This is a genomic window from Actinoplanes awajinensis subsp. mycoplanecinus, assembly GCF_001509495.1.
Lineage (GTDB): Bacteria > Actinomycetota > Actinomycetes > Mycobacteriales > Micromonosporaceae > Actinoplanes > Actinoplanes palleronii.
This window is the reverse complement of sequence record NZ_LLZH01000085.1, coordinates 82718-95335: the sequence shown is the minus strand read 5'-3', so window position 1 is coordinate 95335 and position 12618 is coordinate 82718. Positions and strand designations below refer to the sequence as shown.

General features: G+C 70.3%; 10 protein-coding genes. 4 read left to right on the top strand and 6 right to left on the bottom strand.

Annotation, left to right across the window (positions count from 1 at the left end):
* Window positions 1–436: 436 nt before the first annotated feature.
* A complete protein-coding gene (locus ADL15_RS51350) occupies window positions 437–1540 on the bottom strand; it encodes a WecB/TagA/CpsF family glycosyltransferase (protein ID WP_269748338.1) in 1104 nt (367 codons plus the stop codon).
* A gap of 62 nt (window positions 1541–1602) precedes the next feature.
* On the opposite strand from ADL15_RS51350, the gene ADL15_RS12295 reads away from it, so the two are divergent.
* The 4 genes from ADL15_RS12295 (at window position 1603) to galT (ending at window position 5405) form a co-directional block, all read left to right on the top strand.
* Window positions 1603–2535, top strand: coding sequence for a sulfotransferase (locus ADL15_RS12295; protein ID WP_067688622.1), 933 nt, complete (start codon window positions 1603–1605; stop codon window positions 2533–2535).
* Window positions 2532–3446: a glycosyltransferase family A protein gene (locus ADL15_RS12290; protein ID WP_067688619.1), complete on the top strand. Its 915-nt coding sequence runs from the start codon at window positions 2532–2534 to the stop codon at window positions 3444–3446. Before ADL15_RS12295 ends, ADL15_RS12290 begins: the two co-directional genes overlap by 4 nt.
* A 91-nt stretch (window positions 3447–3537) precedes the next feature.
* Entirely contained in the window at window positions 3538–4314 is a 777-nt protein-coding gene (locus tag ADL15_RS12285; RefSeq protein ID WP_067688616.1) for a DeoR/GlpR family DNA-binding transcription regulator, read from the top strand.
* Entirely contained in the window at window positions 4311–5405 is a 1095-nt protein-coding gene (gene galT / locus ADL15_RS12280) for a galactose-1-phosphate uridylyltransferase (RefSeq protein ID WP_067688614.1), read from the top strand. Before ADL15_RS12285 ends, galT begins: the two co-directional genes overlap by 4 nt.
* 252 nt (window positions 5406–5657) lie before the next feature.
* Here galT and adhE read toward each other — a convergent pair whose 3' ends face one another.
* From adhE to purN, 5 genes are all read right to left on the bottom strand, one after another.
* The gene (gene adhE / locus ADL15_RS12275; protein WP_067688611.1) at window positions 5658–8228 is read right to left on the bottom strand and encodes a bifunctional acetaldehyde-CoA/alcohol dehydrogenase; all 2571 of its coding nucleotides are present in this window, start codon (window positions 8226–8228) and stop codon (window positions 5658–5660) included.
* Window positions 8229–8357: 129 nt separating this feature from the next.
* Entirely contained in the window at window positions 8358–9575 is a 1218-nt protein-coding gene (locus ADL15_RS12270; protein WP_067688608.1) for an NADP-dependent isocitrate dehydrogenase, read from the bottom strand.
* Between the two features lie 206 nt (window positions 9576–9781).
* The gene (locus ADL15_RS12265) at window positions 9782–10375 is read right to left on the bottom strand and encodes a pentapeptide repeat-containing protein (RefSeq protein WP_067688605.1); all 594 of its coding nucleotides are present in this window, start codon (window positions 10373–10375) and stop codon (window positions 9782–9784) included.
* A gap of 48 nt (window positions 10376–10423) precedes the next feature.
* A complete protein-coding gene (gene purH, locus ADL15_RS12260) occupies window positions 10424–11983 on the bottom strand; it encodes a bifunctional phosphoribosylaminoimidazolecarboxamide formyltransferase/IMP cyclohydrolase (protein ID WP_067688602.1) in 1560 nt (519 codons plus the stop codon).
* Window positions 11980–12597 carry a phosphoribosylglycinamide formyltransferase gene (purN, locus tag ADL15_RS12255; protein ID WP_067688599.1) on the bottom strand — a complete coding sequence of 206 codons (618 nt, stop codon included), beginning with the start codon at window positions 12595–12597 and terminating at the stop codon, window positions 11980–11982. The genes purH and purN overlap by 4 nt, the downstream gene beginning before the upstream one ends.
* Window positions 12598–12618 lie beyond the last annotated feature (21 nt).

The following is a 12618-nucleotide window of genomic DNA, read 5'->3' as shown; positions in this document are numbered from 1 at the left end:
CTCCCACCGCCCTTCCCCGCAGCGGCAGACACCTCCGACCGGGCATCATGCACACCCCGCTACCACCCGGAGCCGCCCGCGTGCTCGGTGTCCCCCGGCTGGCGCTCAGGGGTGCCCGCCTGGCGTCGAGGCACCCCTGAGGACCAGCCGGGACACCGCGGCTGGCGCCCAGGGGTGCCTCCAGACCGTTGAGACAACCCCCACCACCAGCCGGGGCACCACGGCTGGCGCCCAGGGGTGCCTCCAGGTCGTTGAGGCAACCCCCACCGCCAGCCGGGGTGGAAGTGAGGGGTCGGGGTGGGCTTTGGGCTGCGCCGGGGGAAGGCGAGCTGTGCTGGGGAGGGATGGTCGGTCGGGGTGGTCTTGGTGCTGGGGTTCGCCGGATGAGGAGGGTTATGGGGTTCGTCTGATGGGGGCTGCGGTTCGCCGGAGGGGGCTAGGCGCGGCGGGCTCGGCGGCGGGCTCGGGCCAACAGACGCAGGGCGTAAGGGGCGTCGTCGCGGAGGTAGCGGCGGGCCAGGCGGCGGGGTTCGGTGCCGAGGCGGTGGGCCCATTCCAGGCCGGTGCGCTGCATCCAGCGCGGGGCCCGGTGCACGTCGCCGGCGACGAAGTTGACCGCCGCGCCGCAGCCGACGAACCAGGTGGCCGGGAGGTCGCGGCGGAGGCGCTCGATCACGTACTCCTGCTTGGGGAAGCCCAGGCCGACGAAGACCAGGTCCGGCCGGGCCGCGGTGACCTGTGCGCAGAACGCGGCGTAGGTCGTCTCGTCCTGCTCGAAACCGAAGGGCGGGCTGATCGTGCCGGCGATGCGCAGGCCCGGGCTCGCGGCCACGAGCCGGGTCGCGGCGCGCACCGCGCCGGACGCCCGCACCTCACGCACCCGCACCGAGCCGGCGGCCACCACCCGCTCCGCGCCGACGCCGAGCACCGCGGCCCGCTCACCAGCGACCGGCGTCTCGGTCAAGGCCGCGCTCCGCGGGCCGAACGGGGTCTCGGCGGTCGGTCCGGTCAGCGGGCCGAACGGGGTCTCGGCGGTCGATTCGGTCAAGGCTGCGCTGCGCGGGGTGAACGGGGTTTCCGCTGTCGGTCCGGTGAGGGCAGTGGTGCGCGGGGTGAGCGGGAGCTCGGTGGTCGGGCCGGTCAGGGCCGTGGTGCGGCGGCCGGGGCCGTCCGGGGTGATGACGCGCGGGGCCGGGGTGCCGCCGATGACGAAGACCGAGCGGGCGTCGCGGCCCAGGCCCTCGGAGAGGGTCCAGATCAGGCTGCTGCCGGCGACCCGTTCCGGGAGCGGCGCGCCGCCCAGCCGGCTGGCCCAGATCAGCGGCATGCCGTCGGCGACGATCAGGTCGGCGTCGTCGAGGTGGCGGCGGACCGTCGGATCGGCCGCGGCGCGGCGCAGGATGTCGATGTTCGGGGTGATGATCCGGCCACCGTGACCACGGGACAAAGCGTCCCTGACCACGGCGACCACCTCGTCCTCGGTGATCCGGTCGATGCCGGTGCCGTCCAGGTGCACACGGTCGAAAGCCTCGATTGACACCTGACGCCTCCTTTTGCCTGCTTCACTCGTTACCAGAGCGAAACGAGCGAAGGCGGGCCAAAGTGGCACAAGTGCTATTTCTGGGCGGATTGGGGCGAAGCGGCACCACTCTCGTCGAACGTCTGCTCGGCGAGCTGCCCGGGGTCTGTGCGCTCGGCGAGGTCGTGCACCTCTGGCAACGCGATCTGCGCGACGACGAACGGTGCGGCTGCGGCGCTCAGTTCTCGGCCTGCGTGTTCTGGCAGCAGGTCGGCAAGACCGCGTTCGGCGGCTGGTCCGAGGTCGACGTCGACCGGGTGCACGCGCTGCGCGACGCGGTCGAGCGGACCCGGCACATCCCGCGGCTCGCCGCCGGGGGCGCCGCCAGTGCCGAGGTCCGCGAGTACGCCTCCTTCTACGCCCGGATCTACGACGCCGCCGCCGAGGTGTCCGGCGCTCAGCTGATCGTCGACTCCTCCAAACACTCCGCGCTGGCCCACCTGCTGCGTGCGGCCGGCGGCATCAACCTGCGGGTGGTGCACGTGGTCCGGGACGCGCGCGGGGTCGCCTACTCCTGGACCAAGCGGGTCGCCCGACCGGAGAGCGACGACGGCGACGAGATGACCAGGTACTCCCCCGGCCGCTCCGCACTGCTCTGGAACGCGCACAACGCCGCGTTCGGCCTGCTCGCCCGCCGCGGCGTGCCGGTCCGCCGGATCCGCTACGAGGAGTTCCTGGCCGACCCGCGGGCCGGGCTGATCCGGTTGGCCGACTTCGCCGGTATCACCCTGCAGCCCTGCGACCTGGACTTCCTCCGGCCCGGCCACGCCGATCTGCGGGTCGGGCACAGCGCGGCCGGCAACCCGATGCGCTTCACCGTCGGCCGCCTGGCGCTGCGCCAGGACGACGCCTGGATGCGATCACTTCCGGCCGCGCAGCGCCGCCTGGTGGGCGCGGTGTGCGGACCGATGCTGCGTGCGTACGGCTACCCGCTGAACCCACAGGAGGCGCGATGAACTGGCCGTCGGTCGGGGTAGTCATCCCCACCCGGAACCGCCCGGAGCTGGTCCGGCGCTCGATCGAGGCGGTACGGGCCCAGCGCTATCCGGGCGAGCTGAAGATCGTCGTGGTCTACGACCAGACCGAGCCGGACTACCTGCTCGCCGACGCCGAGGACGTACCCGTGCTGGTTCTGACCAACTGGCGGCCCGCCGGTCTGGCCGGGGCCCGGAACACCGGGGTCCTGGCCCTGGACACCGAGCTGGTGGCGTTCTGTGACGACGACGACCGCTGGCTGCCGGACAAGCTGCGCCGGCAGGTGGCCGCGCTGCTGGCCGAGCCGGACGCCGAGTTCGCCACCTGCGCGATCGAGGTGGAGTTCGAGGGGCACACCACGCCGCGGCTGGCCCAGCGCAGCCGGGTGACGGTGGAGGACCTGGCCCGGTCCCGGATGGCGATGCTGCACTCGTCGTCGTTCCTGATCCGCCGGGAGGCGCTCGCCGAGGACGCCATCGGGCTGGTCGCCGAGGACGCACCGGGCAGCCAGAACGAGGACTGGGACCTTTTGCTCAGGGCGGCCCGCCGGACGCCGATCGTGCATGTGGACGAACCGCTGGTCCAGGTGCTCTGGGGACGCAGTTCGCACTACGCCTACGAGTACGCCACCAAGATCTCCTCGCTGCGCTGGATGATGCAGCGGCACCCGGAGATCAGTGGCTGCCGGCCCGGAGCCGCCCGGGTCTACGGGCAGTTGGCCTGCTGGTCCGCGGCGACCGGCAACCGCAGTCAGGCCTGGCAGTTCAGCAAGGAGGCGGTACGCGCGAACTGGAAGGAACCCCGTACCGCGATCGCGCTGGCCGCGATGACGGGCGCGGTGAAGGTGGAGAACGTACTTTCGGCCCTGCACAAACGGGGTAGGGGTATCTGAAGTCACTCTTCCGCGCACACCCGACCACACGGTAGTGTTCAAGTGTGTTTGAATTCGTGCGGAAACCCCGGCTAAAGATGGTGGATTGCTGATGCTCGCACAGCAGCGTCAAGCCGCGATCCTCGACCGGGTCCGCGCCACCGGCGGTGTCCGGGTCAGCGAGCTCGCCACCGAATACGGCGTCTCCGACATGACCATCCGCCGTGATCTCGAGTCGCTCGCCGATCGCGGGCTGCTGGCGAAAGTACACGGTGGAGCCACCACGGTCAGCCCCGGTTCCGCACACGAGCCGGGTTTCGCCGCCAAGTCGGTGCGCCAGCGCGACGAGAAGGCCGCCATCGCGGCCCGCGCGGCCGCCCTGGTCTCCCCCGGCGACGCCATCGCGCTCTCGGCCGGCACCACCACGGCCGACCTGGCCCAGCGGCTGGTCGACGTCCCGTCGCTGACCGTGGTGACCAACTCGATCCCGGTCGCCGACGTGTTCTACCGCGCCGGCCGGCCGGACCAGACCGTGGTGCTCACCGGCGGCACCCGTACCCCGTCCGACGCTCTGGTCGGCCCGGTCGCGGTCGCCGCGATCGGCACCCTGCACCTGGACATGCTCTTCCTGGGCGTGCACGGGATGAGCGAGCGCGCCGGCTACACCACGCCCAACCTGATGGAGGCGGACGTGAACCGCGCCCTGGTGGAGGCCGCGGAACGCCTGGTCGTGCTCGCCGACAGCACCAAGTGGGGCACCGTCGGCATCTCCTCGATCGTGCCGCTGGAACGCGCCGACGTCCTGATCACCGACGACGGCCTGGACGCCGCCACGCGCGCGCTCCTCACCGAAACCGTCCCCGAACTCGTGGTGGTGAATCCCCAGTGACACCCCTTCGCTCCACCGTCCACCTCTCCGACGGCCGCGAACTCATCTATTTCGACGAGAAGCCGGACTCCGGCCGCGCCGAATGGAAAGACACTCGCGAGCTGCCACCGCCTCCACCGGCCTCCCAGCTGCGGTACGACCCGCTGGTCGACGAGTGGATCGCGGTCGCCGGACACCGGCAGACCCGTACCTTCCTGCCGCCCTCGGACGCCTGCCCGCTCTGCCCGACCTCGCCGCGGTTCGCCAGCGAGATCCCCGCGCCGGACTACGACGTGGTGGTCTTCGAGAACCAGTTCCCGTCGTTCAGCTACCGCGAGGTGCCGGGCGGGGAGATCACCGAGCTGACCGGCATGGTGCCGGTGCGCCCGGGGCTGGGCCGCTGCGAGGTGGTCTGCTTCACCAGCGACCACAACAGCGCATTCGGCTCGCTGCCGCCGTCCCGGGTGCGCACCGTCGTCGACGCGCTCGCCGACCGGACCGCGGAGATGTCCGAGCTGCCGGGTGTCGCCCAGGTGTTCCCGTTCGAGAACCGGGGCGTCGAGATCGGCGTGACGCTGCACCACCCGCACGGCCAGATCTACGCGTACCCGACAGTGCCGCCGCGGACCGCCGCGATGCTGCGGGCCGCGACGAAGCACGCCGAGAAGACCGGCGGGCGCAACCTGTACGCCGACGTGCTCGCCGCCGAGCAGGAGGCGAAGGTACGGGTGATCGCGGCGAACGAGCACTGGACCGCGTACGTGCCGGCCGCCGCCCGCTGGCCGTTCGAGGTGCAGCTGGCCCCGCACCGCCGGGTCGCCGACCTGCCGGAGCTCGACGACGCGGAGCGGGACGCGTTCGGCCCGCTCTATCTCGACGTGCTGCGCCGGTTCGACGGGCTGTTCGGCAAGCCGATGCCGTACATCTCGGCCTGGCACCAGGCGGTCGTGGGCGAAGGCCGCGACCTGGGTTATCTGCACCTGCAGGTGTTCAGCATCCGGCGGGCCGCCGACAAGCTGAAGTTCCTGGCCGGCTCGGAGTCCGCGATGGGCGCGTTCGTCAGCGACGTGGTTCCGGAGAAGGCCGCTCAGCTCCTGCGTGACGCCGGCTGACCCGTTTCGTTCCAGGCAGGCTCTCCGCGTTCGCGCGGGGAGCCTGCCGGCGTTTCCGGGCCGTTTGCGGGGCCGAGGGGGGTGCGGGCGGCGGAGGGGGACAGCGGGGGCCCGGGACAAGGCCCCCGCTGAAGGGGACGGTGAGCGGCATACCCAAGCCCACCACCCGCACCACTGAGACAAACGAACCTGCTTACCCGGTGGTTACGATATGAAACATACCTTTTGCGGCTTTTTTAGAGACGTTCGGGCTCAGCGGCCGTAGTAGGCGTTCTCCATGAGCTGCCGGAGGTCGGCGAGCATCGGCATCCGCGGGTTGGCCGGCGCGCACTGGTCGAGGTAGGCGTTCATCGCCTGCTGCGGCAGCGCGGCCACGAACGCCGCCTCGTCCACCCCGGCGCCCTGGAACGACGGCGGGATGCCGACCGCGTCGCGCAGCCGTTCCACCGCGCGGGCGTAGGACTCGACACCCTCGGCGGGCGTGGCGGCCGGCAGGCCCAGGTGCCGGGCGATGTCCTGGAAGCGCTCCGGTGCGACGTAGCGCTCGTACTTCGGCCAGCTGTTCAGCTTGGCCGGCACGGTGCCGTTGTGCCGGATCACGTGCGGCAGCAGGATCGCGTTGGTCCGGCCGTGCGCGACGTGGAAGGTGGCGCCGAGGGTGTGCGCCATGGCGTGCACGATGCCCAGGAACGCGTTGCCGAACGACATCCCGGCGATCGTCCCGGCGTTGTGCATCTTCTCCCGGGCCAGCGGGTCGTCCCCGCCGTTGTGGACCGCGCGCTCCAGGTTCTGGAAGATCAGTTTGATCGCGTGCAGGGCCAGCCCGTCGGTGTAGTCGCTGGCGTAGACCGAGACGTACGCCTCGGTGGCGTGGGTGAGCGCGTCGAAGCCGCTGTCCGCGGTCACCACGGCCGGCAGGTCCTTGGTCAGGTGCGGGTCGATGATCGCCACGCTCGGGGTGAGCGCGTAGTCGGCCAGCGGGTACTTCTGCCCGGTGGTGGTATCGGTGATCACCGCGAACGGGGTGACCTCGGCGCCAGTGCCGGAGGTGGTCGGCACACAGACCAGCTTGGCGAGGCTGCCCAGGGTGGGGAATTTGAAGGCGCGCTTGCGTACGTCGAAGAATTTCTCCTTCATGTCGCCGAAGACCACGTCGGGGTGCTCGTAGAGCAGCCACATCACCTTGGCCGCGTCCATCGGGGAACCGCCGCCGAGCGCGATGATGGTGTCCGGGCGGAACGAGCGCATCAGCGCCGCGCCCTTCTGCACGGTGTCGATGCTCGGCTCCGGCTCCACGTTGTCGATCACCTGGATGGTCACCGGCTCGGCGCGTTCGCGCAGCACGTTGCTGATCCGGTCGACGTAGCCGAGCCGGGTCATGGTGTGGTCGGTGACGACGGTGACCCGGGAGACGTCCGGCATGTCCTTGAAGTACCGGATGGCGTGCGGCTCGAAGTACATCTTCGCGGGCACCTTGAACCACTGCATGTTGTTCGTCCTACGGCCGATCCGCTTGATGTTGAGCAGGTTGAGGGCGGACACGTTGTCGGAGACCGAGGTGTGCCCGTAACTGCCGCAGCCGAGGGTCAGCGACGGCCGGAACCCGTTGTAGATGTCGCCGATGCCGCCCTGCGAGGCCGGCGCGTTCCAGATGATCCGGACCGCCTTCATCCGCTTGCCGAACCGTTCGGAGAGCTCGACGTCCTTGGCGTGCACCACGGCACTGTGGCCGAGGCCGTGGAACTCGACCATCTGCTCGGCGTACCGGATGCCCTGCTCCTCGTCACCGGCCGTGAGCACGGCCAGCACCGGGCAGAGCTTCTCCCGGCTCAGCGGCTCGGCCGGGCCGACCTCGTCGATCCCGGCGAGCAGGATCGAGGTGTCCTCGGGCACGCTGAACCCGGCCTGCTCGGCGATCCACGCCGCGGACCGGCCGACGACGGCGGGGTTGAGCTTCCGGCCATCCGGGAAGATCAGCGCTTCCAGCAGCTGCTTCTCCTCGGCCGAGGCCAGGTGCGCGTGCAGCCGGCGGAACTCGGCGAGGGCCGGGTCGGCGATCGCGGCGTCCAGGATCACCGCCTGCTCGGACGCGCAGATCATGCCGTTGTCGAAGGTCTTCGACAACACGATGTCGTGGGCGGCGCGAACCACGTCGGCGGTCGGGTGCACGTACGCCGGGACGTTGCCGGCGCCGACGCCGAGGGCGGGCTTGCCGGTCGAGTACGCGGCCCGGACCATCGCGTTGCCGCCGGTGGCCAGGATGGTGGCGACACCGGGGTGGTTCATCAGCGCGCCGGTCGCCTCGATCGACGGCTGCTCGACCCACTGCACGCAGTGCTCCGGCGCGCCGGCCGCCACCGCGGCGTCCCGGACCACCCGGGCCGCCGCCGCGCTGCACCGCTGCGCCGCCGGGTGGAAGGCGAAGATGATCGGATTGCGGGTCTTCAGCGCGAGCAGCGCCTTGAAGATCGTGGTCGAGGTCGGGTTGGTGACCGGGGTGACCGCGCAGACCACGCCGACCGGGTCGGCGATCTCGGTGATCCCGTTGATGTCGTCGCGGCGGATGATGCCGACCGTCTTCATCCCGGCCATGCTGTTCGTGACGTGCTCACAGGCAAAGATGTTCTTGACGGCCTTGTCCTCGAACACGCCCCGGCCGGTCTCCTCCACCGCCAGGGCGGCCAGGTCACCGTGTTTGTCGAGCGCGGCCACCGAGGCCTTGCCGACGATGTGGTCCACCTGCTCCTGGGTGAAGTCCGCGTACTCGGCGAGAGCCTTCTCCGCACCGCTGACCAGGCCGTCGATCGTTGTCATGTCGCCCATGAGTCCATCGTCGCCACCGGGCAACGGCACCGCTGCGGCGTTAGGACATTGATCCGCGGGCCCAAAGTCCCGTCAACGGCGAGAAGCCCGCCGGTCCGCGGACCGACGAGCTTCCTTCCGTACGAAGAATCAGGCGACCTTGCGGGCCAGATTCTCGTCGAGCGCGTTCATGAACTCGTCCGTCGACAGCCACGGCGCGTCCCGGCTGATCAGCAGCGCGAGGTCCTTGGTCATCTGACCGCCCTCGACGGTCTCGATGCAGACCTGCTCCAGAGCCTCGGCGAACTGGGTGACCTCCGGCGTCCCATCCAGCTTGCCGCGGTGCTTCAGGCCGCCGGTCCACGCGAAGATCGAAGCGATCGGGTTGGTCGAGGTCTTCTCGCCCTTCTGCCACTGCCGGTAGTGCCGGGTGACAGTGCCGTGCGCGGCCTCGGCCTCGACGGTCTGGCCGTCCGGGGTCATCAGCACCGAGGTCATCAGGCCGAGCGAGCCGAAGCCCTGCGCGACGGTGTCGGACTGCACGTCACCGTCGTAGTTCTTGCAGGCCCAGACGTAGCCGCCCTCCCACTTCATCGCGGCGGCGACCATGTCGTCGATCAGCCGGTGCTCGTAGGTGATGCCGGCGGCCGTGAACTGGTCCGCGAACTCGGTCTCGAAGATCTCCGCGAACAGGTCCTTGAAGCGGCCGTCGTAGGCCTTCAGGATGGTGTTCTTGGTGGAGAGGTAGACCGGGTAGTTGCGGGCCAGGCCGTAACGGAACGAGGCGCGCGCGAAGTCGCGGATCGACTCGTCGTAGTTGTACATCGCCATGCCGACGCCGCCACCGGCCGGGAAGTCCGTGACGTGGAACTCCATCGGCGCCGAACCGTCCTCCGGCGTGAAGGTGACGGTCATCTTGCCGGCGCTGGGCGCGACGAAGTCGGTGGCCTTGTACTGGTCGCCGTGCGCGTGACGGCCGATGATGATCGGCTTGGTCCAGCCGGGTACCAGACGAGGCACGTTCTTCATGATGATCGGCTCGCGGAAGACCACGCCGCCGAGGATGTTACGGATGGTGCCGTTCGGCGAACGCCACATCTTCTTGAGGCCGAACTCCTCGACCCGGGCCTCGTCCGGGGTGATGGTGGCGCACTTGACGCCGACGCCGTGCCGCTTGATGGCGTTGGCGGAGTCGATCGTCACCTGGTCGTCGGTCTCGTCCCGGTACTGGATCGAGAGGTCGTAGTACTCCAGGTTGACGTCGAGGTAGGGCAGGATCAGCTGCTCACGGATCTGCTTCCAGATGATCCGGGTCATCTCGTCGCCGTCGATCTCAACGACCGGGTTCTTGACCTTGATTTTCGCCATCGGCCGGCGCTCCTCTCCCGAAACACATGCTTAGCAGTACGAGCGTACTGCCCGCCCGCTGAAGATCGCCGGGCGGCCCCGACAGGGTGATCTGTCTCTACCCTTCCAGGCGGTGAGAATTCGGCACGCCGATCAGCCATTCCAGCCCCGCGGCGGCTCGACATGCGGCTCGACGCGCGGGCTGGCCGCCGCAGCGGGCGGGGTGCTCAGGGACTGACGAGGGCACCGTGTGCGCGGGCGAAGTGCGCCGCCTGCGCCAGGTCGAGTTTCGCGCCGGTGATGTCGACGTCCCGCAGCGGCGCGCCGTCCAGGTCGGCGCCGCGCAGGTCGGCGCCCTTCAGGACGGCGTCCTTGAGCCGCACGTTGGTCAGATCGGCGCCGGTCAGGTCGGCCTTCGACAGGTCAGCACCGGTGAGGTCGGCCTCCCGCATCCGCAGCGCGCCGAACCGGATGCCGGTCAGGTTCAGCCCGCGCAGCGAGACGAAACCCCAGTCCCCGCCGTCGACGGTGAGCGGCCGCAGCACGCAGTCGATGAAACTCGTCCCGGTCAGCTTGCAGTCGACGAAGACCGCGTCGAAGAACGAGCAGCGCTGCAGCGTGCACTGCAGGAACGCGGAGCGCTGGAAGGTCACCGCGTTGAACTTGACGTTGCCGAACCCGCAGCCCTCGAACGTGACCGCGGTGAGCTGAGCCTCGCTCCAGTCCACGTCGTGGAAGACACAGTCCTCGTAGTGGACGTGCTCGTCCTCGGCCAAGGCCCAGTCCGTACCGGAGAATCGCTCACCCACGACGTGCCGCATCGGTCCCCCTGTGGAAGGCCCCGGGCATCGCCCGGGGCCGACCGGAAATCAGTGGTAGAAGTGCCGGGTGCCGGTGAAGTAAACGGTCAGACCGGCCTTCTCCGCCGCCTCGATCACCAGGTTGTCACGGATCGAACCGCCGGGCTGGACGACTGCCGTGATCCCGGCCTCGATCAGCACTTCCAGGCCGTCCGGGAACGGGAAGAACGCGTCCGAGGCGGCCACGCTGCCGGCCGCCCGCTCGGCGCCGGCCCGGGAGACCGCGAGCCGGGCCGAGTCGACCCGGTTCACCTGGCCCATCCCGACGCCGACCGTGGCGCCGTCGCTGGCCAGCAGGATCGCGTTGCTCTTCACACTGCGGATGGCCCGCCAGGCGAAGGTCAGGTCGCGGAGCACCTCGGGGGACGCCGCGGCGCCGGTCGCCAGGGTCCAGGTGGCCGGGTCGTCACCGGGGGCGTCGATCCGGTCGACGAGCTGCACCAGCGCGCCGCCACCGATCTGCCGCAGTTCGGCCCGCGCCGGGCTCCACGCCGGAGCGACGAGCACCCGCAGGTTCTTCTTCTCCCGCAGCAGCGCGAGGGCCTCCGGCGCGTACGACGGCGCCACGATCACCTCGGTGAAGATCTCCGCGACCTGCTTGGCCAGCTCCGCGGTGACCTGCTGGTTGACCGCGATGACGCCGCCGAACGCGGAGACCGGGTCGCACTCGTGCGCCTTCCGGTGCGCCTCGGCGACGTCCGCGCCGATCGCCACGCCGCACGGGTTGGCGTGCTTGATGATCGCCACGGCCGGGCCGGTGAAGTCGTTCGCGGTGCGCCAGGCGGCGTCCGCGTCGACGTAGTTGTTGTAGGACATCTCCTTGCCGTTGAGCTGCTCGGCCTGAGCCAGCCCGACGGGGGCGTTCGCGTCCACGTAGAGCGCGGCCTGCTGGTGCGGGTTCTCGCCGTACCGCAGGGTGCTCTGCTTGGTCAGCGCGACACCGGCGAAGTCCGGCCAGCCGGACGGTGCCAGCACGGTGGCGGTCCAGTTGGCGACCGCGACGTCGTACTCCGCGATGTTGATGAATGCGCGGGAGGCGAGCACCTTGCGCTGCTCGAGCGTGAAGCCGCCGTTCGCGAGCGCCTCCAGGATCAGCGGGTAGCCCGCGGTGGAGACCACGACCGCGACCGAGGCGTGGTTCTTGGCCGCCGCGCGGACCATGGCCGGGCCGCCGATGTCGATCTTGGCGATGCACTCCTCCTCGCCGGCGCCGGAGGCGACCGTCTCGGAGAACGGGTAGAGGCTGCTGACCAGCAGGTCGAACGGCTCGATGCCGTGCTCTTGCAGCTCCTGCGCGTGGCTGTCCAGCCGCAGGTCGGCGAGCAGGCCCGCGTGCACCTTCGGGTGCAGGGTCTTGACCCGGTCACTGAGGATCTCCGGGAAACCGGTCAGGTCCTCGACCCGGGTCACCGGCACACCGGACTTCTCCACGGTGGCGGCGGTCGAACCGGTCGAGACGATCTCCACCCCGGCGGCGTGCAGGGCCTGGGCGAGTTCGACGATCCCGGCCTTGTCCCACACGCTCAGCAGCGCCCGCTTGATCGTCCTGCGCCCGTCATCGGTGCTCACGGAATCCGTACCTTCCTGTTCTCGATGGTCCAGCCGTCGCGGACCAGCCGGCCGACGAAGTCGACAAGCTGGGCGCGCTCGGCCACCTTGATCCGCTCGGTCAGCGTCTCCTCCGTGTCACCGTCGAGCACGGGGACGCTGACCTGGGCGATGATCGGTCCGGTGTCGACACCGGCGTCGACGAAGAAGAGCGTGGCTCCGGCGAGCTTCACGCCGTAGGCGAGCGCGTCGCGCGGACCGTGGATGCCCGGGAACGACGGCAGCAGCGCGTTGTGCGTGTTGACGTACCGGTCGCCGAACGCGTCGAGGAACTGCTTGCCGACCAGTTTCAGGAAACCGGCCGAGATCACCAGGTCGGGGCGGTGCTCCGCGACGTGCGCGGTGAGCGCGGCATCCCAGTCGTCGCGGGTCGGGTAGGCCTTCACCGAGTCCACGAAGGTGGGTACGCCGGCCGCGGCCGCGTGGTCGAGACCGGCGATGCCGTCCCGGTCCGCGCCGACCGCGACCACCTCGGCACCGTATGCCGGGTCGCGGGCCGCTTCGAGAAGAGCTTGCAGGTTGCTGCCCGATCCGGAGATCAGGACGACCAGCCGGGCGGGCGCGGGGTCAGTCACCTCAGCACCCTATCCGGGCCG